Source organism: Enterobacter sp. SORGH_AS_0287, assembly GCF_031453695.1.
Taxonomy (GTDB): domain Bacteria; phylum Pseudomonadota; class Gammaproteobacteria; order Enterobacterales; family Enterobacteriaceae; genus Enterobacter; species Enterobacter ludwigii.
On sequence record NZ_JAVIZW010000001.1, the window covers coordinates 1,158,802 to 1,180,883 of the forward strand.

Annotated in this window: 20 protein-coding genes and 1 pseudogene; 18 read left to right on the forward strand and 3 right to left on the reverse strand. The window is 53.0% G+C overall.

Going from position 1 to position 22,082, the window contains the following annotated elements:
* Nucleotides 1-61 precede the first annotated feature (61 nt).
* The 18 genes and pseudogenes from QE396_RS05520 to dsbG all read left to right on the forward strand — a co-directional run bounded on the left by QE396_RS05520 (nt 62) and on the right by dsbG (nt 18,696).
* Nucleotides 62-1,273, forward strand: a complete 1,212-nt coding sequence (locus QE396_RS05520) for a diguanylate phosphodiesterase (protein WP_025204149.1) — start codon at nt 62-64, stop codon at nt 1,271-1,273.
* Nucleotides 1,274-1,362: 89 nt separating this feature from the next.
* Nucleotides 1,363-2,268: an aminoimidazole riboside kinase gene (locus QE396_RS05525; protein WP_163305042.1), complete on the forward strand. Its 906-nt coding sequence runs from the start codon at nt 1,363-1,365 to the stop codon at nt 2,266-2,268.
* A 173-nt stretch (nt 2,269-2,441) separates the two neighbouring features.
* Nucleotides 2,442-3,959 carry a carbohydrate porin gene (locus tag QE396_RS05530; RefSeq protein ID WP_014170154.1) on the forward strand — a complete coding sequence of 506 codons (1,518 nt, stop codon included), beginning with the start codon at nt 2,442-2,444 and terminating at the stop codon, nt 3,957-3,959.
* Between the two features lie 67 nt (nt 3,960-4,026).
* A complete protein-coding gene (locus QE396_RS05535) occupies nt 4,027-5,397 on the forward strand; it encodes a sucrose-specific PTS transporter subunit IIBC (RefSeq protein ID WP_020884098.1) in 1,371 nt (456 codons plus the stop codon).
* Nucleotides 5,397-6,803, forward strand: a complete 1,407-nt coding sequence (locus QE396_RS05540) for a sucrose-6-phosphate hydrolase (protein ID WP_020884099.1) — start codon at nt 5,397-5,399, stop codon at nt 6,801-6,803. The genes QE396_RS05535 and QE396_RS05540 overlap by 1 nt, the downstream gene beginning before the upstream one ends.
* Before the next feature lie 28 nt (nt 6,804-6,831).
* Nucleotides 6,832-7,848, forward strand: a complete 1,017-nt coding sequence (locus QE396_RS05545) for a LacI family DNA-binding transcriptional regulator (protein WP_020884100.1) — start codon at nt 6,832-6,834, stop codon at nt 7,846-7,848.
* A gap of 97 nt (nt 7,849-7,945) precedes the next feature.
* Nucleotides 7,946-9,496 carry a methyl-accepting chemotaxis protein gene (locus QE396_RS05550; RefSeq protein ID WP_020884101.1) on the forward strand — a complete coding sequence of 517 codons (1,551 nt, stop codon included), beginning with the start codon at nt 7,946-7,948 and terminating at the stop codon, nt 9,494-9,496.
* Nucleotides 9,497-9,600: 104 nt separating this feature from the next.
* A pseudogene (locus QE396_RS05555) lies at nt 9,601-9,930 on the forward strand (phage late control D family protein); the annotation flags it as partial.
* A gap of 76 nt (nt 9,931-10,006) precedes the next feature.
* Nucleotides 10,007-10,228: a DNA-binding transcriptional regulator gene (locus QE396_RS05560; protein WP_071605469.1), complete on the forward strand. Its 222-nt coding sequence runs from the start codon at nt 10,007-10,009 to the stop codon at nt 10,226-10,228.
* Between the two features lie 135 nt (nt 10,229-10,363).
* Nucleotides 10,364-11,608, forward strand: a complete 1,245-nt coding sequence (locus QE396_RS05565; protein WP_309950251.1) for an AAA family ATPase — start codon at nt 10,364-10,366, stop codon at nt 11,606-11,608.
* The gene (locus QE396_RS05570; RefSeq protein WP_020884104.1) at nt 11,608-12,465 is read left to right on the forward strand and encodes a DUF4435 domain-containing protein; all 858 of its coding nucleotides are present in this window, start codon (nt 11,608-11,610) and stop codon (nt 12,463-12,465) included. Before QE396_RS05565 ends, QE396_RS05570 begins: the two co-directional genes overlap by 1 nt.
* Before the next feature lie 380 nt (nt 12,466-12,845).
* Nucleotides 12,846-13,274: a hypothetical protein gene (locus QE396_RS05575; RefSeq protein WP_020884105.1), complete on the forward strand. Its 429-nt coding sequence runs from the start codon at nt 12,846-12,848 to the stop codon at nt 13,272-13,274.
* Nucleotides 13,275-13,753: 479 nt separating this feature from the next.
* Complete coding sequence (locus QE396_RS05580; RefSeq protein WP_014170113.1) at nt 13,754-14,173, forward strand: hypothetical protein; 420 nt, start codon at nt 13,754-13,756, stop codon at nt 14,171-14,173.
* 5 nt (nt 14,174-14,178) lie between these two features.
* Nucleotides 14,179-14,736, forward strand: coding sequence for an RNA polymerase sigma factor (locus tag QE396_RS05585; protein WP_020884107.1), 558 nt, complete (start codon nt 14,179-14,181; stop codon nt 14,734-14,736).
* A gap of 87 nt (nt 14,737-14,823) precedes the next feature.
* Nucleotides 14,824-15,195, forward strand: a complete 372-nt coding sequence (locus QE396_RS05590) for a hypothetical protein (RefSeq protein ID WP_020884108.1) — start codon at nt 14,824-14,826, stop codon at nt 15,193-15,195.
* Nucleotides 15,196-15,242: 47 nt separating this feature from the next.
* Nucleotides 15,243-17,276, forward strand: a complete 2,034-nt coding sequence (locus QE396_RS05595) for a protein-disulfide reductase DsbD domain-containing protein (protein ID WP_309950258.1) — start codon at nt 15,243-15,245, stop codon at nt 17,274-17,276.
* A gap of 7 nt (nt 17,277-17,283) precedes the next feature.
* The gene (locus tag QE396_RS05600; protein WP_050736815.1) at nt 17,284-17,895 is read left to right on the forward strand and encodes a DsbA family protein; all 612 of its coding nucleotides are present in this window, start codon (nt 17,284-17,286) and stop codon (nt 17,893-17,895) included.
* 42 nt (nt 17,896-17,937) lie between these two features.
* Entirely contained in the window at nt 17,938-18,696 is a 759-nt protein-coding gene (dsbG, locus tag QE396_RS05605; protein ID WP_050736814.1) for a thiol:disulfide interchange protein DsbG, read from the forward strand.
* 48 nt (nt 18,697-18,744) lie between these two features.
* On the opposite strand, the gene QE396_RS05610 is transcribed toward dsbG, so the two are convergent.
* The 3 genes from QE396_RS05610 to QE396_RS05620 form a co-directional block, all read right to left on the reverse strand.
* Entirely contained in the window at nt 18,745-20,037 is a 1,293-nt protein-coding gene (locus tag QE396_RS05610) for a glycoside hydrolase family 10 protein (RefSeq protein WP_025204161.1), read from the reverse strand.
* 7 nt (nt 20,038-20,044) lie between these two features.
* Nucleotides 20,045-20,332 carry a VF530 family DNA-binding protein gene (locus QE396_RS05615; protein WP_014170105.1) on the reverse strand — a complete coding sequence of 96 codons (288 nt, stop codon included), beginning with the start codon at nt 20,330-20,332 and terminating at the stop codon, nt 20,045-20,047.
* A 153-nt stretch (nt 20,333-20,485) separates the two neighbouring features.
* Nucleotides 20,486-21,976: a UbiD family decarboxylase gene (locus QE396_RS05620; RefSeq protein ID WP_040017527.1), complete on the reverse strand. Its 1,491-nt coding sequence runs from the start codon at nt 21,974-21,976 to the stop codon at nt 20,486-20,488.
* Between the last annotated feature and the right edge of the window lie 106 nt (nt 21,977-22,082).

The following is a 22,082-nucleotide window of genomic DNA, read 5'->3' on the forward strand; positions in this document are numbered from 1 at the left end:
CGCAGATGAAGTATGTTAAACAGTAATGTCCAACGCATACCTCTTATCGGAACACGTTTTTGTGCTGACTACTCTTATTTACCGCAGCCAGTTGAATTTATCCTGCCGATCCGCCGAACTCCAGGCGCTGGTTGAACAGGCCAGGACGCGCAATGCCGGGTTGAATATTACCGGCGTTCTTCTTTCAAAAGGAGATGATGTCCTGCAACTCCTCGAAGGCTCGGAAGAGAGTGTGGTAAGGCTGTTTCAGAAGATCCGTGAGGATAAGCGGCACAGCGGCGTGGTTGAGCTTATGCGGGATTACGGCCCCCGCAGACGTTTTGAGAATGTCGGTATGCTGCTGTTTGACCTGCAGAACCAGTCGCCGAAAGACGTTCTGCAGTCGGTGCTACACTACAGCAAACTGGACAGTTATCTGACATCTGATGATCGGGTGTTCAAATTTATTCAGACGTTTATTACCGGCAAACGACCGGCCCCGTCGGGGGCGCGTTTTGCCCCGGAGAAATGGACGCTCTCGCGTGAGAAATCGCCGTTTGGCGAGAGTCTGGGTCTGCTGGACAAACAAACCTGCCAGTTCGCCCTCCAGCCCATCGTCGAACCGCTGGAAGGGAAAATCAGTTCGCTTGAGGCCCTTATCCGCGGTAATGACGGGGGAAGCCCGGAGCATTTTTTCAGCCGCCTCGATCAGGACAAAATCTATGAAGTCGATCTCCAGACCAAAGCCTGGGCTTTTGCGCTGGCCGATAAACTGGGGATCGGGAGCCATAAAATCGCGGTAAATCTTCTCCCGATGTCGCTGGTGAAAGTGCCTGGCGCCGTGGAGTTTCTGGTTGAACAGATTAAACAACATGGGCTTCAGCCGGAGCAGGTGGTCATTGAAGTAACCGAAAACGAGATGATTTCCGGGTTCAACAAGTTTAATAGCGCCATTAAACACCTGCGCGCTGAAGGCATTGGCCTGGCGATCGATGATTTCGGTTCCGGTTACGCCGGACTTTCACTGCTGACCCGATTCCAGCCGGATAAAATTAAAATTGACCGCGAAATTGTCAGCAATATTCATCTCAGTGGGCCAAAACAGGCGATTGTGCGCTCGATAGTCAGTTGCTGCACCGACCTTGAAATCACCCTGGTGGCGGAAGGCATCGAGAAGCTGGAAGAGTGGTGCTGGCTTGAATCTGCCGGGATCCGACGTTTTCAGGGCTTTCTGTTTGCCCGTCCAGCGCTGAATGGCGTAGGCGATATTAGCTGGCCACACCTGGTGCGTTAAGCCAATTTTCCTTCCGTATTATTTCCCCTTCGTCCTGCCTGTGCTTAAATAGCTAAAACGGTTTAACATTGTTTAGCTGAGAGGATCACATGCAAAAAATCTGGGTACTTGGCGATGCGGTAGTGGATTTATTACCGGAGGGAGAAGGCCGGTTGCTGCAATGCCCCGGCGGCGCGCCGGCGAACGTGGCGGTAGGTATTGCCCGTCTGGGCGGGAAAAGCGCCTTTATCGGCAGGGTCGGCGACGATCCTTTCGGTCGCTTTATGCATAAAACGCTGGCTGACGAGCAGGTTGACGTAAAGTGGATGCACCTCGACCCGGCACACCGCACGTCAACCGTAGTCGTGGATCTGGACGAACAGGGCGAACGCTCTTTCACCTTTATGGTTCGCCCGAGCGCCGATCTGTTTCTGGCATCAGCCGACCTGCCACCCTTTAGCGCAGGAGAGTGGCTGCATGTCTGCTCCATTGCCCTGAGCGCTGAGCCGAGCCGTTCTGCAACGTTTCAGGCCATGAACGCGGTCAGGGAAGCGGGGGGTTATGTCAGTTTCGACCCCAATATTCGCCCGGATCTCTGGCCGGATGAGGACGACCTGCGCCGCTGCCTCGAACAGGCGCTGCAAGGCGCTGACGTCGTCAAACTCTCCGTCGAAGAACTGGCTTTTCTAACCGCCGACCTTGGGGTCACGGAAGGGCTGGCCGCGCTGATGCGTCGCTGTCCGGCCCGGCTGGTGCTGGTTACTCAGGGCAAAGACGGGGTCATCGCCTGGCATGACGGAACGGTAAAGCATTATCCGGCAACCCCCGTTGAATGCGTGGACACCACCGGCGCAGGTGATGCCTTCGTGGCGGGACTGCTTTATGGACTGGCTTTCGCTGGGAGTATCGACAGCCACGATCTTCCACGCGTGATCGCATTAGCCCAGCGCTGCGGCGCGTTAGCCACCACGGCTAAAGGGGCGATGACCGCGCTGCCTTATCACCCGCAACTGTAATTCCTCCCGCAACGGGCCGTCTGTCGACGGCCTGAATTGTCGCCTCGATCACACTTACTAAATCGGTTTAGCAAAAAAGATTGCCGATCCAAAATTGGCAGGTTTAGTATCATCAGCCTAAACCGGTTTAGCAATTTAGCACTTTCAATGACTTCTTTTAGGGATGCGACAAAATGTATAAAAAACGCAGACTTGCCGTGATGATAGGCATGCTGGCCGGGAGTACCTCTGTTTTTGCCCAAACGGATATGACGAGTATCGAAGCGCGTCTTGCTGCTCTGGAGCAGCGTCTTCAGGCTGCGGAAACCCGCGCGCAGGTTGCGGAGAAACGCGCCACCGACGCAGAACAAAAAACGCAGCAGTTGGTGACTGCCCAGCAGCAGGCGCAAACAACAACCCAGCAAGTGGCGCAGCGTACCGCCGCACTGGAGAAGAAAGCCGATCAGAGCAGTGGGTTTGAGTTTCATGGCTATGCCCGTTCTGGCCTGCTGATGAACGATGCGGCGTCGAGCAGTAAAAGCGGCCCTTATCTGACGCCAGCCGGGGAAACCGGTGGTGCGGTCGGGCGTCTGGGGAATGAAGCCGATACCTACGTTGAGCTGAACGTGGAACACAAACAGACCCTGGATAACGGGGCGACCACGCGCTTCAAGGCCATGCTGGCGGATGGTCAGAAAACCTATAACGACTGGTCCGCTGACACCAGCGATCTCAATATTCGTCAGGCGTTTGCTGAACTGGGCAATCTGCCTGATTTTACCGGCGCGCTGAAGGGCAGTACCTTCTGGGCCGGTAAACGCTTCGACCGGGATAACTTTGATATTCACTGGCTGGATTCCGATGTGGTGTTCCTGGCCGGTACCGGTGGTGGCGTGTATGACGTGAAATGGAATGAATCGCTGCGCAGCAACTTCTCTCTTTACGGGCGTAACTTCGGCAGCGAAGAGCAAATCGACAATAACGTTCAAAACTACATCCTGAGCATGAACCACTTCGCCGGGCCATTCCAGCTGATGGTGAGCGGCCTGCGGGCAAAAGACAACGACGACCGCAAAGACAGCAATGGCGATCTGATAAAAACCGACGCCGCCAACAATGGCGTTCATGCCCTGGTCGGATTGCACAATGAAAGTTTCTACGGCCTGCGTGAAGGCTCAGCCAAAACGGCGCTGCTGTACGGCCACGGGCTGGGGGCAGAGGTGAAGAGCATCGGTTCCGATGGCGCATTGCTGTCTGAAGCCGATACCTGGCGCTTTGCAAGTTACGGTGTCACGCCCCTTGGTGGCGGCTGGCATATCGCGCCTGCCGTACTGGCCCAGAGCAGTAAAGACCGCTATGTCAAAGGCGACAGCTATGAGTGGGTCACACTCAATACCCGCCTGATTAAAGAGGTCACGCAGAATTTCGCCCTGGCGTTTGAGGGCAGCTATCAGTACATGGATTTAAACCCGGAAGGGTATAAAGACCGAAACGCCGTCAATGGAAGTTTCTACAAGCTGACCTTTGCCCCAACGTTAAAAGCGGGCAAGATCGGCGATTTCTTCAGCCGTCCTGAGTTGCGTCTGTTCGCCACCTGGATGGACTGGAGCAGCAAACTGGATAATTACGCCAGCGATGATGCCTTTGGCAGCAGCGGTTTCAACGCCGGCGGGGAATGGAACTTTGGGGTACAGATGGAAACCTGGTTTTAACCTTTTACGCTCCCGCAGTGCGGGGGCGTTTTTCACATCATAAAAATACAGTCAGGCAGAGGTATCTATGGATTTTGATAATATCGCCCGCGCGCTCATTCCGCTGCTCGGTGGCAAAGAGAACATCGCCAGTGCGGCGCACTGCGCAACGCGTCTTCGACTGGTGCTGGTCGACGACACGCTTGCCGATCAGCAGGCCATCGGCCAGGTTGACGGCGTTAAAGGCTGTTTTCGCAACGCCGGGCAGATGCAGGTGATTTTTGGTACGGGGGTGGTTAACAAGGTCTACGCCGCGTTTATCCAGGCGGCAGGGATTAGCGAATCCAGCAAGTCCGAAGCGGCCGACATGGCGGCACGCAAGCTGAACCCGTTCCAGCGCATTGCCCGACTGCTCTCGAACATCTTTGTGCCGATCATTCCTGCGATTGTGGCCTCCGGTTTACTGATGGGCCTGCTCGGGATGGTCAAAACCTACGGCTGGGTCAATGCCGATAACGCACTCTATATCATGCTGGATATGTGCAGCTCAGCGGCGTTTATCATTCTGCCGATCCTGATTGGCTTCACGGCCGCGCGTGAATTTGGCGGTAACCCATATCTGGGGGCGACCCTCGGCGGCATTCTGACGCATCCGGCGCTGACTAACGCCTGGGGCGTGGCGTCTGGCTTCCACACCATGAACTTCTTCGGCCTTGAGATTGCCATGATTGGCTATCAGGGAACGGTGTTCCCGGTGCTGCTGGCCGTCTGGTTTATGAGTATCGTGGAGAAAAACCTGCGTCGTATTATTCCGGATGCGTTAGATCTGATCCTGACGCCGTTCCTCACCGTTATTCTCTCCGGCTTTATTGCCTTGCTGATCATTGGCCCGGCCGGGCGTGCGTTAGGGGATGGCATCTCCTTTGTTCTGAGCACCCTGATCGCCCATGCGGGCTGGCTGGCCGGGCTGTTATTTGGCGGGCTTTACTCGGTTATCGTTATCACCGGTATTCACCACAGTTTCCATGCCATTGAAGCCGGGTTGCTGGGGAATCCGTCGATTGGCGTTAACTTCCTGCTGCCTATCTGGGCGATGGCCAACGTGGCGCAGGGGGGAGCTTGTCTGGCGGTCTGGTTTAAAACCAAAGACGCGAAAATTAAAGCCATTACGTTACCGTCTGCGTTTTCGGCCATGCTGGGCATTACCGAAGCGGCAATATTTGGTATCAACCTGCGTTTCGTGAAACCGTTTATCGCCGCGCTGATTGGCGGTGCGGCAGGCGGGGCGTGGGTGGTCTCGGTGCATGTTTATATGACCGCCGTCGGGCTGACTGCCATCCCGGGCATGGCGATCGTGCAGGCAAGCTCGCTACTCAACTATATTATCGGCATGGTGATTGCCTTCGGCGTGGCGTTTACCGTCTCGCTGCTGCTGAAATATAAAACGGATTCTGAATAATGACGTTACCTTCCCGCTGGCCTGCAATCCTGCAGGCCGTCATGAAAGGCCAGCCGCGTGCGTACGCCGACAGCCATTATCCGCAATGGCATCCGGCACCGGTGACGGGGCTGATGAACGATCCTAACGGGTTTATCTGGTTTGCCGGGCGTTACCACCTGTTCTATCAGTGGAACCCGCTGGATTGCGACCATCGCTATAAGTGCTGGGGACACTGGAGTTCCGCAGACCTGGTGCACTGGCAGCACGAACCGATGGCGCTGATGCCCGATGAGGAGTATGACCGCAACGGCTGCTATTCCGGCAGCGCCGTCGATAACAACGGTGTCCTGACGTTGTGTTATACCGGCAACGTGAAATTTGATGATGGCAGCCGCACCGCCTGGCAGTGCCTTGCCACGCAACAGGCTGACGGTACGTTCAAGAAACTCGGTCCGGTCCTTGCGCTGCCGGAAGGCTACACCGGGCACGTGCGTGACCCGAAAGTGTGGCAGCACGACGGGGTGTGGTACATGGTACTGGGGGCGCAGGATCTGCAAAAACGCGGCAAGGTGCTGCTGTTCACATCTGCCGATTTGCACCACTGGGCGTCTTGCGGAGAGATTGCCGGTCATGGCGTGAACGGCCTGACCGAGGCGGGATACATGTGGGAGTGCCCGGACCTGTTTGCCCTCGGCGGGACACACGTACTGATCTGCTGCCCGCAGGGGCTGGCGCGCGAACCGCATCGCTATCTCAATACTTATCCGGCCACGTGGACGAGCGGGGCGTTCGACCATACCCGCGCTACGTTTGAACATGGCGAGTTGCACGAGCTGGACGCCGGTTTCGAGTTCTACGCTCCCCAAACCACGGTGGCGGAAGACGGACGGCGGATCCTGATCGGCTGGATGGGCGTGCCGGACGGAGAAGAGATGCTTCAGCCCACACGGGCGCAGGGGTGGATCCATCAGATGACCTGCCCGCGAGAATTACACTTCCGTGACGGCAAACTGTGGCAGACGCCGGTGCGCGAGCTGCACGCACTGCGTGAAGAGGAGTGTTGCTGGCAGGGTAACGCCAGCGATGCCCCGGCTCTTGATGCGACGCGCCTTGAGTTCGAGCTCACCTCATCTTCAGTAACCGTGGATTTCGCCGGTGCGTTGCGCCTTATCGTCGAGGGCAGCGGGTTGCGTCTGGAACGCGCCAGCCTGAAAACCGGGGAGACATTGACCCGTTACTGGCGGGGCGACGTTCATCATTTACGCGTTCTGTGTGACAGCTCCAGCGTTGAAATTTTCATCAATCATGGCGAAGGGGTGATGAGCAGCCGCTATTTTCCTGACCATCTGGCACGGGTGCGATTCGAAGGTGGGTCCGACATCACATTACGCTACTGGTCGCTGCGCGGCTGCATGGTAGAATAAGGGTTTTGGCAGCCGGATCTAAGTCGTTGTGAGAAAAACAAAACGCGTCACAATTAAAGACATCGCGGAACTGGCGGGGGTTTCAAAAGCCACCGCCAGCCTGGTACTGAACGGGCGCAGCAAAGAGCTTCGCGTGGCGGAAGAGACGCGTGAGCGCGTTCTGGCGATTGCGAAAGAGCATCACTACCAGCCCAGCATTCACGCGCGCTCGCTGCGTGATAACCGTAGCCACACCATCGGTCTGGTAGTGCCGGAGATCACTAACTATGGCTTTGCGGTGTTTTCTCACGAACTGGAGACGCTGTGCCGTGAGGCAGGCGTTCAACTGCTCATCTCCTGCAGTGATGAAAATCCGGGGCAGGAGACGGTGGTGGTTAATAACATGGTGGCGCGTCAGGTGGACGGGCTGATTGTGGCCTCCAGTATGCTCAATGATGCCGATTACCAGAAGCTGAGCGAACAGCTGCCGGTCGTCCTTTTTGACCGCCATATGAACGACAGCACATTGCCGCTGGTGATCACCGATTCCATTACCCCGACAGCGGAACTGGTGGCCGACATTGCGCGCCAGCATCCTGATGAAATTTACTTCCTTGGCGGGCAGCCGCGGCTTTCCCCGACGCGCGATCGTCTGGAAGGGTTTAAGCAAGGACTGCAAGAGGCCAATGTGGCGCTGCGCCCGGAGTGGATCATTCACGGCAACTATCACCCGAGCTCCGGCTACGAGATGTTCGCCGAGCTGTGCGCCCGCCTGGGACGCCCGCCAAAAGCCTTGTTCACTGCCGCCTGTGGTCTGCTGGAAGGGGTATTGCGCTATATGGGTCAGCATAACCTGATGCAAAGTGATATCCGGTTAGTCAGCTTTGACGACCACTACCTCTACGACTCGCTCACCATTCCGGTTGATACCATTCGCCAGGATAACCGCCAGCTGGCATGGCACTGCTTTGATCTGATTGGCAAACTGATCGACGGCGAAACGCCACAACCGTTACAGCGAAAACTGGATGCCACCCTGCAGCGGCGCTATAAAGCGAAATCATAGGCCTGGCTGCTGAAGGGAAACGTTAATAACTTTAATTAATTTAAGTTTTGGATCGGCCGATAACGATAGGGAATGTTTATTCTTGAGGTATCGGTCCATGTCGTTAAAAAAATCATCCCTGATTGTCCTTTTTGCTCTGCTTTTCTTCTTTGTCGTCAGCACCATTACCAGCGTTGGCCTCATCATTAAAAGTAATAATTCCCTGGATAATGTGAACAAAGAAATCCAGGTTGTGCTGTCGATCATTGACCCCATCAACCACAGCCGTACCTTGCGTGTCAGGGTGATGGAGTACGTGAAGATGGTGGAAGCGGGGAACTCGGCTGACGAGTCAGCGAAACTTTCCGCGGTTAAAGAGGCCCTCACAAAAGCGGATCATGCCTTTGCGGCGTTTATGGCGTCTCCGCGCCTGTCGGATGAAGCGCCGCTGGTGAGCGCGTATCAGGATGCCTGGCAAAACTACCGTAACCAGGGGCTGGCACCGTTGATTGACGCCGCCGCTGCGCACGATGTCGCGAAGTTTAATGCGCTTATCCCGGAGGTGTCCCGCCTCGACCGTCAGTATGAAATCGTTCTCGACCAGGTACTTGCCGTTCACCAGAAATATGCCAAAACCCTGAACGAGGATGCGAGCAGTAATTTCATCTCCGGTCTGGCGATCATTGCGGCGATTGCTTTCCTGTTTGTAATCGTGATTGTTGCCGTCAGCCTGCTGATGAAGCGCTTTGTTTTCGCGCCGGTCAACCTGGCACGCGAGCACTGCAGCCAGATCGCCGCCGGTAAACTGGACATTCCAGTGCCGGTAAAAGGCACCTCCGGCAATGAAATCGATCACCTGATGGGCTCAATGGAGCAGATGCGCCAGGCGCTTCTGTCGACTATCGCTCAGGTGCGTGACGCGAGCCATACCGTCACCCACGCCGCGCAGGAAATTGCTTCCGGGAATATCGATCTGGCTTCACGCACCGAGCAGCAGGCCTCCGCGTTAACCCAGACGGCGGCCAGCATGGAAGAGCTGAGCGCGACCGTGGCGAATAACACCGATAACGTTCACCAGGCAGGAAAACTGGTGCAGGACGCGGTGAACAATGCGCACACCGGTGAGGCCGTGACCCGCGAAGTGATCGAAACGATGAATACCATCGCGGCGAACTCTAAGCGCATCGAGGACATCACCAGCGTCATCAACAGCATTGCTTTCCAGACCAACATTCTGGCGCTCAACGCCGCGGTTGAAGCAGCACGCGCCGGCACACAAGGACGCGGCTTCGCCGTGGTGGCCAGTGAAGTGCGCACCCTTGCGCAGAAAAGCGCGGTTGCCGCGAAAGACATTGAAAGCCTGATTGCCCAGTCGGTTTCCAGCGTCAAAAACGGTGCTGAACTGGTGAACCGCTCAGGCGAGGTCATTGATTCTATTATCAGCTCCGTGAATAAAGTGAATACGTTGATGGAGCAGATCTCCGTGGCCTCTGAAGAGCAGAGCCGTGGGATCAGCCAGGTCGGACAGGCGGTAACAGAGATGGATGGCGTGACCCAGCAGAACGCCGCGCTGGTTCAGCAATCCGCCGCAGCCGCCGCTTCCCTGGAAGAGCAGGCGCAGCAGCTCTCAAGGAGTATTTCGAGCTTTAGTTTGCCGGCGCAGGCTTGATTGATAATGAGAGGCTCCTGAGGGAGCCTTTTTAATGTCTGGCGTAGCTGGAAAGCCGCGCCAGACAAGGCTTAACGTTTTACTACTAGCAATCAAAAGCCATAAAAAGGGGAGAGTATATGGCCGGTGAGGCTGACAACGTGCTGGAACTCACTACCATCTACGCGACAGAGGCGCAAGCCATGCGCGCCGCTCAGGCGAAGTGGGACAAACTGCAGCGCGGCGTTGCGGAGTTTTCAATCTCGCTGGCGATTGGGCGGGCAGATTTATTTACTGAAACGCCAGTCGCGGTGAAAGGTTTTAAGCGCGTCATAGACGATCACGCGTGGATAATCAGCCGGGTGGTGCATAACCTCAACGGGAACGGCTACACGACGGGCTTAGAGCTTGAGGTTTCGGATGTGGGGTACGAAAGCGAGGAATTAAATCAATAAATTTTATTTAAGTGTTTGTTATGTAAGGGTTTAATTGTTAAAATTAATGCGTCGGAAATTTAAATAGGTGTTCGCTATGTTTCACTGCCCAAAATGCCATTTCGCCGCTCACGCTCGTATAAGTCGCTATTTTTCAGACACGACCAAAGAGCGCTGTCATCAGTGCACAAACATCAATTGCAGTTGCTCGTTTGTCACCACTGAGACGGTCGAGCGGTTTATCGTTTCACCGGGTGAAATAGTGCCGGCGCCGCCTCATCCGACATCGTCAGGTCAGCATCAAATGCAGTGGATTTAAGATGATAGTCATAGCATGATAGATACTGATTTGTGTTACCAATGATAATAATTCATGTGGTATATTGCATATCACATGAAGTTACTCAATCATTAATCTTTAGTTAATATCTATCGTCAGTATAAGGAATTCGACTTGAAATTAATTCATCTGAAAATTGATAAATTATTTGGACTTCTGGATTATGAGATTCCGCTAGATCATCATGAGATTACTATGCTTACAGGTCCTAATGGGTATGGTAAGACGATGATTTTGAAGATTATAAATAGTATCATTACTAATGAATTAAACATATTTTGTAAACTAAAGTTTGGTTCTGTTAAAATTGATTATCAAGGTGGTTCTGTTGATATTGCGCAAGATGCTAAGAAAGATACTTTGATATTGAATCATCTGGATAATCACTCGGGAAAAATTATCACTGAGAAGCTAAAATTAGAAAAAGCTGAGCCTAGCATGGAGGAGGTTTTCTATATACGTTGGAATGGAGGGGAAGCTAAACCGAAACAAAAAACCCAACCTGATAAACCACTAGTTTCCAAACTATTAAGTGCGATTACATCGAGTGAAGACGTTTCCTTTATTTGTGCTGACCGATTACAGGTCAAGGCTGATGATGAAACTGTAATCGATTTATGTGCAAGAAAATTAAAAGATTTAATGGAAAGTGCTCAAGATGATTCCGCCGAATTATCTCAAAGATTGGATGCAACATTTCCAATTCGATTGTTTGATCGTTTAGAACAACAAAAGCGATTTTCATCAGAGAATATACAAGCACGTCTAAATGGTATTCAAGATAAACGTCGCCATTATATGAGATATGGTCTTATTCAGGGGGGTAATGACCTCATGCCTGAAAAAAGCACAAGCCTCTATAGTAGTAATGAATATTTAGGCGTTTTAGATCTTTATATTGAAGATGCGCTCGGGAAATTATCACCGTTCCAGATGTTACATCAAAAAATTGATCTATTTGAAACAATTTTGCATGAAAAGATCCTGGCATTTAAAAAAGTGATGATTGATAGAGAAAATGGTTTTTATTTCGAAAGTTTAAACGGCGACTTGATTGACAGGAATATGCTTTCATCAGGTGAACAGAACCAAGTTGTGCTTCTATTTAATCTTATTTTTGATCTCGTTTCTCAAAAAGTAATCCTAATTGACGAGCCTGAGATATCGCTGCATGTTGCTTGGCAACAAACTTTCTTGGATTCACTTAAGAAAATACAAAAAATAAATCAATATGAGAAAGTGATTATCGCAACACATTCTCCTCAGATTATCAGTAAAAATTGGGACTTGACCTATGATCTTTATGAGATGATTAAAAATAAGGATGGAAAGGAACAATCTTTAGAAGGTAATGAATAATGATATCGTTACGTGATGCCCTTAGCGAGGATAATTGGCTTAGTGGTGTGAGGTTAATGTTTAGTAATGAAATGCATCGTCATAGCATACTAATTGTTGTTGAAGGGATTACTGATATAAGATTTTTCAATACCTATCGGTTAGACAATCGATTGATATATGAATCTCCAGAAAATGGCAAAAGAGAAGTTATATGTGCTGTGAATGAGTTGCGACAAGCTGGGAATGATGCTGTCTACGGCGTGTGTGATGCTGATTTTGATGGATTGAGTGGAATAACTTATGAAGGGGTATTTTATACAGATGCCCATGATTTAGAAATGATGCTAGTTAAAGGTGGCGTAGTCGATAAATTTATAATGTCGCACACAAAGCGTAAACTTGTTCAAGGTGATTTAGCAGAATCATTTTGCCGTAAGGTTAAAGAAAATATTCTTTGTGTATGTTATCGCGTCGGCTTGTTGAAGTGGTACAGCTATCTTACTCGCAGTAATCTAATTTTTAAGGGAATGAATTTTAGAGAGTTCATTACCATAAATGGCAGTGAGGTGATTATAGATGAAATTGCCTTTGTGCGTCATATCTTGGCTAAGAATAGAGCTTATGCCGAGTTAGGTGAGTATGAATTGCACAATGAAATGCGTAAACTGGAAATAATGTCACCAGAGCATTTTTCAATATGTAATGGTCATGATTTTACTAGTATTCTTAAACTGTTATATGAAACAGATCTTTCTGTAAACAAAAATATGCGATTGGATGAAATAGACGGTTACATGCGTCTGAGTTATGATCAACCTACATTTAGAACAACGAATTTACATTCTTCGTTGAAAAATCTCTTACGGTTGCATTAATTGTATGTTTATAACTATTAATAAAAACAAATCTTAGTAGCCTCTTGCATGACTGCAGAAAGACCCTAGGTACGCTTAGCCAAAATCTAAGTATTAGCCCCGAAAATGCGGGGCTTTAAGTATCGATGTGGTCAACATGTGGACGCGACCTGAAATAAATCCTTTTATTTCATCAGGTTAAATTGTTTAAAAAAGCTCCTGAGGGAGCCTTTTTAATGTCTGGCGTAACTGGAAAGTCGCGACAGCACCTAGGTCGCAGCTTGTGGAAGACAGGAAAAACAAAGGCACTTACAGTTACAAGTCTTATCGTTTTGAGGTTTTGTTCAGGGAGACTAACTGGACAATCATGAATTTTCAGTACATGCCGTGAAGAGGGGATCATGATAGATATCACAAGTGGTGACAGGCATCTTAAATTAACACCCTATGAAAGGCTGACTGAAGAGGAGGTGCCTGCCTATAGCCGTATTATGGTATGGGTTGAATTCTCGATCCCTGTCTTAAAAACTGAGTTTGCTGCAGAGTTTTTTGTCGGTCAACTCGAGCAATTCAGGAATGATACACATGCTCTCCATCAGGCTTTAAAGACAGGGGGAAAGTCTAAGGATATTAGTTTAACCTCGGCATTCGAGGAGGTTATGCTTAAGTTTCATCAGGCGCATTTTGCCGGTGCTGTTGGTGTTAGTATGGTACTGAAACCTGAAAACCATGCTGACAGTATTACCCTTGACGATTCCTTCGAGATTGATGAAAGTTACTTTCCCGACATGCTCTCAGGTCTGGACGACATCATTTCATGGCAAAACTGATGCCTGGATTAAGCAAAAAGACCGACACTTAAAATGCAGGTCGTTTTATTTCTTAAGAGGAAAACGGCACATGACATGTCTGTTATGCCTGGATCCTCAGTTGCCGGAGCCCGTCACCCGGCAAAAAGAGCGCTATACCAACGGCGAACTGGTAAGCATATGGTATGAGTGACTTTAAGCCTTTTAACGACCAGCGACTTCACCCGTTTAGGTGGCTTGCTAAACCCGCTATTATCCTCACTCATCTTCCTTGCGTTGCTGTCAATCATCCTGGCCGTTATCGCTACCGCATAAGTTAAACGAATGTTTCGTACGAGATGATGTGCCAGGAGGCGACGCATAGCGCTCACCCGTCGCGAGCGATATGCGTTAACATCCGTAAGCACAAAAAATTTCCCATTTCCCCAGCAATATTTCCCCGCCTCATCCGTCTACCTCATCACAAGCCATACTCAATCACTGTAAATGAGGTAAACACCATGAGAGATTTCGATATGCACGGAAGAGGGCACGGACGCGGGTTTGGCCGCCACCGTATGGGTAAAGGGCTGGTGATAGGCGCGGTAATCGTCCTTGTGCTTGGACTGGTGGTCATGACCCTGTGGAATGCCTTACTCCCGGCCATTCTTGGCGTGAAAGCCATCGGTTTCTGGCAGGCGCTGGGGATTCTGGTATTAAGCCGGATCCTGTTCGGTGGGCTGGGCTTCCGTCCGGGAATGTTCGGCGCGCACCGTCGTATGCACGAACGCTGGATGAACATGACCCCCGAACAGCGTGAGGCGTTTATTCAGCAGCGTCGCGAAGGCTTTGGTCGCCATGGTCGCGGGCATTGCGGCTGGCACGGTCATCGCGAAGATAAACGCGACGATAGCGCGCCGAAAACGCCGGAAGCAGAGTGAGCGAGATGAAAACCGGGCTGGCGGGAGAGTCATTGCTGATGTCGGCGCTTAATGCCTGCCGCGCCCGGCTGAAAGCCTTTATCCGCGGACGAACATCCGTGCGCGATGATGCCGACGATATTTTGCAGGAAGTCACCTATCAGCTGATGAAAGTGGAGCAGCCGGTCGAAAACGTCGCCGCCTGGCTGTTTCGCGCGGCGCGTAATGAGATGACCGACCGGGCACGAAAAAAACGTGAGGTCTCTCTTTCAGGATATTTTACCGGGGATGATGAGGACTTCCCCGAAGATGAACTGGCGGAAACCCTGTTCGGTGTCCCGCATACGCCGGAGGAGGAGTACCTTAAAACGCTGCTGTGGGAAGAACTGGGCCAGGCGCTGTCTGAACTTCCGCCGCCTCAGCGCGAGGTTTTTGAAAAAACGGAGCTCCAGGGCTACAGCATTAAAATGCTGGCAGAGGAAACCGGGGCCAGCGAGCAGGCGCTGTTATCGCGTAAGCACAAGGCGGTGCTTTTCCTGCGCACGCGACTGCGTGACGTCTATGATGCGCTGACCGGTGGCTAACGCCGACAGACAAAACCTTACATTGTCAGGACTTGTAGATTCATCACTATCGTTTATGATCGGGGCGTCTGGTAAATTTGGAACGTTATGCGCAACCGTCAGCTTCTGGGAAAATGGCTTTTGATAATCACATGTCTGGCGATGGCTATTTGCCTGGTGCAGCGTGCGGTTTATCTCAACCATTTTTTGCAGGGACTGGATCCGCAAACGACCCTGATTGCTGATGCCCCGGTTCAAACCAACGACGCTGAGCCGTCCGGGCCATCGCCGTGTCAGTTAGGCGCACACTCGCTGCTTTGTGCTCAGCCACTGTTCTTTGATGGTGCGCTACCGGCGATTATCATCTTCTTCGCGCTACTTCAGTTGCTTACGCAAGGGCGGGCATGCGTTCCGAGAGAACAGCCCGTTCATGCACCGCCTCCCCGAATACACCTCAAAAACTGCGTTTTCCGTGAATGAAAAGCATCGTCACCACACGATAATTTTCACTATTCACGGAGTAAAACATGTTTAACCTCTTCAGGGGATTCGTCTTCCTGTGGCTGTCCTGCATCGGCATTGTCCATGCGGCGGATACAGGCTGGCTGGTTTCCCCGCAAAACGATCATGCCCGGATCCGCGTTCAGGCGGAAAGGGAGCAAAACCGCATCCTCGCGCTGCTCACCGTTGAGCTGCAGCCAGGCTGGAAAACCTACTGGCGTTCACCCGGCGAGGGCGGCGTAGCCCCGAAAATCACCTGGCCGGCTGGCGTAACGGATGACTGGCACTGGCCGGTGCCTTCGCGCTTTGATATCTCCGGGATGACCACCCAGGGCTATCACGATAAGGTCATCATCCCCATCACTCTCGACGGTGCGGCGGGGGATGCGCTCGACGGGACGCTTACCCTTTCCACGTGCAGTAATGTCTGTCTGCTGACGGACTATAAGCTGCACCTTGATTTTAACCAGCCGGTGGATGAGGGATTCAGCCACGCGTTTGAACGCGCGATGCAGGCCATTCCCGCGACATCTGGCGTGTCCGCAGACCTGTCAGCCTGGTTATCAGACGACAAGCTGATCATTACGGGAACCATGCAAGGGCAATGGGACAAGCCGGGGATCTATTTTGACCCGCTGGAAGGCGACATTCTTCCCGGTGAACCGACCCTCGAAGCCGACGGCAATCAGCTTCGGGTAACGGTGCCCGTGACCGATGAGTGGGGAGATAAACCCACTTCGCTGCAGGGAAAAGCGCTGTCGTTTGTGCTCACCAATGGCGATAAAGCGCAGCAAACCGTGATGACCGTCGGGGCAACGCCCGCGGAACCGTCAGCGGCGGGCGTGTCTGAGGGAACCGGCAAAATGGTGCTCTTTGCGCTACTGGGCGGGTTGATTCTGAACCTGATGCCTTGCGTGCTGCCGGTGATGGGCATGAAGCTCAACAGCGTGCTCCATGCGGGCTCAGACAGACGGATGATCAGGCTCCGTTTTCTGGCAACCAGTGCCGGGATCCTGGTCTCCTTTATGCTTCTGGCCGCAATGGTCACCGCGCTTAAGCTGACCGGTGCCTCGCTGGGCTGGGGTATTCAGTTCCAGAATCCGTGGTTTATTGGCCTGATGGTTGCGGTGACCTTCCTCTTCGCACTCAATCTGTTCGGGGCGTTTGAGATGTTGCTGCCTTCTGCCGCCGCAGGACGGCTGGCAACGGCAGGGGGAACGGGGCTTGCCGGCAGTTTCTGCGAAGGGATGTTTGCCACGCTGCTGGCCACACCATGTTCTGCGCCGTTCCTCGGCACGGCGGTGGCCTTTGCCCTTGGCGCACCACTGCATTCCCTGTGGCTTATCTTCCTGATGCTCGGCGTGGGGATGAGTTTGCCGTGGTTGTTCGTTGCGCTGGTTCCAAAAACCGCCATGCTGCTGCCAAAACCCGGTCGCTGGATGAACGGCCTGAAAATTATTCTTGGCCTGATGATGCTGGCTTCCAGCCTGTGGCTGGTGACGTTGCTTAGCCCGCATCTGGGCGACGCGGTGAGCCAGAGCGTGATGTTAGTGCTTATCGTCGTCGCTATCGCACTGCTTGCGATGACCGGGCAGAAAACCTCGCCACTGTTCTGGTGCGTGGTGATCGCGCTGTCAGCCTTTGGCGGGTACCAGCTGCGCGGGTTGCTTACCTCACCGCCTGTAACAAACACCGCAGGCGTCGCTCAGGCAATCCCGTGGCAACCGCTAAGTGAAGACGCTATTCAGGGTGCCCTTGCGCAGGGCAAACGGGTCTTCGTGGATATCTCCGCGGACTGGTGTGTTACCTGCAAGGTGAACGAGCATCGGGTGTTGAATCAGCCTGACGTTATTGCCGCGCTTAGCCAGTCGGACGTGGTGGCGCTGCGTGGCGACTGGAGTAAGCCGTCATCGTTTATCGCCGAATTCCTTGAAAAGCGAAACCGTTACGCCATCCCGTTTAATGAGGTGTACGGCCCGGGCTTCCCTGAGGGGGAGATGCTTTCGCCGTTGCTGGATAAAGACACGCTTATTGCCACCCTGAACAACGCTAAAGGCTAAATGTATTATGAAAAGAATCCTTATAACGCTTCTGCTACTGTTGACCTCAGCACAGGTGATGGCGGCGCAGACCATGACGCCGGAACAGGAGCAACGTGCACAGAAGATGGTTTATGACTTTCTGTTTAACGACCCGGACTCGCCGCGCATTGGCGCTAAGGATCCGAAGCTCACCCTGGTGGTCTTTACGGATTACAACTGCCCGTACTGCAAGAAATTCGATCCTTACCTGGAAAAGATCGTCGAAAAACACCCGGATGTGGCGGTGGTATTTAAGTTTTTGCCTTTCCGGTCGGAAAGTTCACTGACCTCAGCACGCGATGCCTTAACCGTCTGGCGCGCGCATCCTGAGCAATTTATGAAATTTAACCATACCCTGATGGCCAAAAAGGGATATCACGATGACGCCAGCATTCAGGAGGCGCAAAAACGGGCCGGGGTGAACGTCACAACGCCTGATGATGAGAGCCTGGAGACGATCAAACGCAGCCTGATCATCGCCGAAAAGATGGGTATCCAGGGAACACCGGCCACGCTGATTGGCGAAGGGTTACTCCCGGGCTGGGTTCCTTTTGAACAGTTCGATGAAATGGTCAGTGACGCACTGAAAAATCGTTAACGTGAAGGGGGCGGTTCGCCCCCAATGATCCCGGAGCGGAAAATGAAAAAATTACTGTTACTGTCGGTGCTGGCAACGTCAGGGCTGGCGCAGGCCGCTGAAGCGATACCGGATGTGGTGAAGCTCTTCAGCGAGCAGCAGAATATCAAAATCATTAAGAAAATTGATGCGCCAGGGGGCGCGCCGGCCTGGCTGGGGCAGTATCAGGATATGGGCGTTACGCTGTTTTTAACCCCTGACGGCAAGCACGTAATTTCTGGCTATCTGTACGATGAAAAAGGAAAAAACCTGAGTGAAGGCTATTTCCAGAAAGAGATCTACGCCCCGATGGGACGCGAAATGTGGAAGCAACTGAACGCGGCGCATCCCCTGAAAGAGGGGGCGGATAACGCTCCGCGCAAAGTCTTCGTCTTTGCCGATCCGTTCTGCCCGTACTGTAAGCAATTCTGGTCCGAGGCGCAGCCTTGGGTGAAGGCGGGCAAGGTGCAGCTTAATACGCTGCTGGTGGCGTTTCTCAACCCCAACAGTGGGCGTAATGCCTCCGCTATCCTGAATGCGAAAGATCCCGTTTCGGCCTGGCGTGATTACGAGCTTTCAGGCGGGAAAAAATTGCCAAAACCGCAGGGCACTGCATCCCGTGAAACCGTCAACATACTGCAAAAACACCAGACGTTAATGGACAACCTGGGCGCGAACGCCACGCCCGCCATTTATTATCTGAATGCCGATAATGAGCTTCAGCAGGTGGTCGGCATGCCGGATGAAAAACAGCTTGAGGCGATGTTTGGGCCGAAGCCGTAGTAAAAAAAAACAGGCAGAAACAGGGTGTTTCTGCCTGATGTTGACCGGTCAGCTACCCCAGCGTCCGCGCAGGTAGCTGACGGCTTCCTGCGTCTGCGGCTGATTAAGATAATCTTCGCGGAACAGGATCGTGCCATTCACGTTGGGAAGTGAATCGTTGAGATCGAGCTGTTTTTTCAGCTCCGGCACGCCGCCCTGAACCGTCCAGTCCGGCTCATTTTTCGACGGTTCACCTACCTTGTAGAACGCAATGCCGATATACAGGCGGGTATGCGTCGGTTTCACCACCTCTGCCCACCATTTCGTCAGCACGTCATAGCGCGCCGCATCCCGGGAGAAAGGCCAGTATATTTGTGGCGCGATATAGTCCAGCAGGCCCTGCTGCACCCACTGACGCGTGTCGGCGTAGGATTCATCGTAGGCTGCGGCACCGCGCGTGTCTGAGCCTGCCGGGTCGAATGAGCGGTTACGCCATACGCCAGCCGGGCTGACACCAAACTCCACGCCAGGCTTCGTCTGCTTAATGGCCCGGGAGACCTGCACAATCAGCTGCTGTGTATTGTGGCGGCGCCAGTCTGCTTTAGAGGCAAATCCCTGACCGTATTGTCTGAAAGTCTGCGCGTCATTGAGCGCGGATCCCGGTGATTCGGTATAGAAATAGTCGTCAAACTGCACGCCATCAATGGGATAGTGCGCAACCACTTCGGTGACCACCTGCGTTATCCAGTCACGCACTTGCGGAATGCCGGGGTCGAGCACAAAACGATCGCCGGCAATGCGGATCCATTCCGGGTGCTGGACATAAACGCTGGAAGGCTGCAATGACGACGTGCGGTTCAGCGCGGCAATGGTCGACGGTTTGGTATTGGTTGAAACGCGGTAAGGGTTGAACCAGGCATGGACTTTCATGCCGCGCTTGTGCGCTTCATCGAGCATAAACTGCAGCGGATCGTAGCCCGGGTACTCGCCGATATTGCCGGTGAGCATATCTGACCACGGCAGAATTTTAGACGACCAGAGCGCCGTGCTGTCCGGTTTGACCTGGAAAAACACGGTATTGATACCGAGGTGCTTAAGCTTGTCGAGCTTGTTCGTCAGGGCCTGTTTTTGCATCGCGATGCGGTCTTGCGCATCGCGGCCATTCACTGAGGCCACCGGAGGCCAGTCCAGGCGTGAGACGGTTGCCAGCCAGATCCCACGCATCGGCTCGTTAGCCTGCTGGGTCGGTTTGCTCGCGGTTGGGAGAGGCGTTACCAGTGATTTTGGTGGTTTTGAGGAGCAACTAACAAGTAAAAGTGCGCAGGCAGTCAGCGCACCAATCCGTTTTACATGTCGCGTCATTTGCGTTTTAGCTCTTGGTTATCCGACTGTTAGCCCAGGGGTTAAAGGCGGGTTCGTCCGGTTCTGCGATCCCCTCATCATTCAGGGAATCAAGATACAGGGCTTCAACTTCTGCGCGAGCCCAGGGTGTGCGGCGCAGAAATTTCAGGCTCGATTTAACGCTTGGGTCTTTTCTGAAACAGTTAATTTTGATTCGATCGCCCAACTCACTCCAGCCATATCGTGCAACCAGGGCATTGACCTGCATCTCCAGCGTTACACCATGTAAAGGGTCTTTAGAAAGGTGTGCAGTCATAAGCGTCCGGATGTCTCAGTTCTTGTGGGGTTGGGGTTAACGACGAAAGGGTACAAGAAAGCAGGGGAAGCGGCAATTTCCCTTTTTGCCTGCGATGAAAAACAGAAGAGCGTATGACCCGAAAGCCATACGCTCTTCTGTATCGCGGAAGTGCTAGTCGTGTTTTGCGTCAAACAAATCTGGTGCCCACGGACGTGGGTCAACCTCCATAAACGGCGCGCGTTCGAAGCGGTCCTTCAGCGCCCACGGTACCGTGCAGTCGAAGATGGTCTTACAGGAAATGCCGTTTCCGCGAATCGACGTGCTGTAATCCGGCGACTGCGACGGATCGAGCTGGTGGCCGCGGATCCCTGGAATAGTGGTGATGCTGACATCTCCCTGCATGCGGGTGGTCATCGCCCACAGGATGTCGTCGCTGTCGAAAATATCCACGTCTTCGTCGACAAGAATGATGTTTTTCAGCTCGGAATAGGTCGCGAGTGCGATAAGCGCCGCCTGTCCCTGACGTCCTTCATCGGATGGCTGGCGTTTTTTCACCTGCAGAATGCCGAGGAACTTACCGCCGCCCGCGGTATGCGCATAGACATTTTGCAGGAAGCCCGGAATGGCCTCTTCAACGGCATTGCGGATGCTGGCCTCCGTTGGCAGGCCTGCGAGCGTGGTGTGCTCTTCACCTGGCCCCACCAGCGTTTGCAGGATTGCCTGGTGACGCAGGGTGACGGCTTTCACTTTGATGACGGGCAAAGAAGGGTTTGCCTCGCCGCAGTAGCCCGGAAATTCCGGCATTGCATGGCCACTGTTGGTGTGCTGGTCTTCTCTAACGCGCACGCCTGGCAGCAGTTCGCCTTCGATAATGATTTCAGCCCGCGCGATCGCTTTCTCTTTTACCGCCACGCCCTGCACCAGTTCGACCGGTTTCTGACGCAGCGCCCCGGCAACGCCCAGTTCGTTATAACCAAATGGCGTCGTGGGCGCTTCAAAGCAGGCGCCGATATAAATCGCCGGGTCGAGCCCCATGTTGATCGTCACCGGCAGCGGTTTTCCGGCTGCTTCAGCCTTTTTACGAAAGACCTCAATGTGGCGCCCCGCGGCCAGGAACATGGAAAGCTCATCGCGCTCCTGAACGCAGAGACGGTGAATCGTGACGTCAGTCAGCGAACTGTCTTCCGGATCGCTTGCCAGTACCAGCCCCAGACAGAAGAATGGGCCAGCATCAATCGGCGTATTTGTCGGGGCCGGAAGCAGTTTACGCAGATCAAAATCAGGATCGTCAGCGTAGAATACCTGCTCCTGGCAAGGGGCCTGCGATGCCGGGACAACAACCGGCGCGATCGGGTTTTTCACGGCCTGACCGACGTGCTGCGCGAGCGTCGAGGGTTCACATCCCAGAAGGAGTGCCGCTCTTTCCCGGCTGGCGTGCATGCCCACCAGGATACGCGAATCCGGATAACCTTTAACGTTATTGAACATCATGGCCGGGCCCGTTCGGGTAGGGCGTTTCACCGTGCCGCCCGCACCAATGTGTCGATAAACACCCGCCAGCTCCGCGTTGGGATCCACCGGATGATCCGTTTCAATATATTGTCCTTCGTGGCGTTGCAGTAACGCGATGGCACTTCTGAGATCGTTGACTGGGCTTTCCATTTTTTCCTCCCGTGTTTGCATGCCTCCATTTTTATGGCAATAGCCCATAGCATCAATTGCATCATTACTGCTATTTTGATAAGAAATTTATTATCAAAAAATCCGG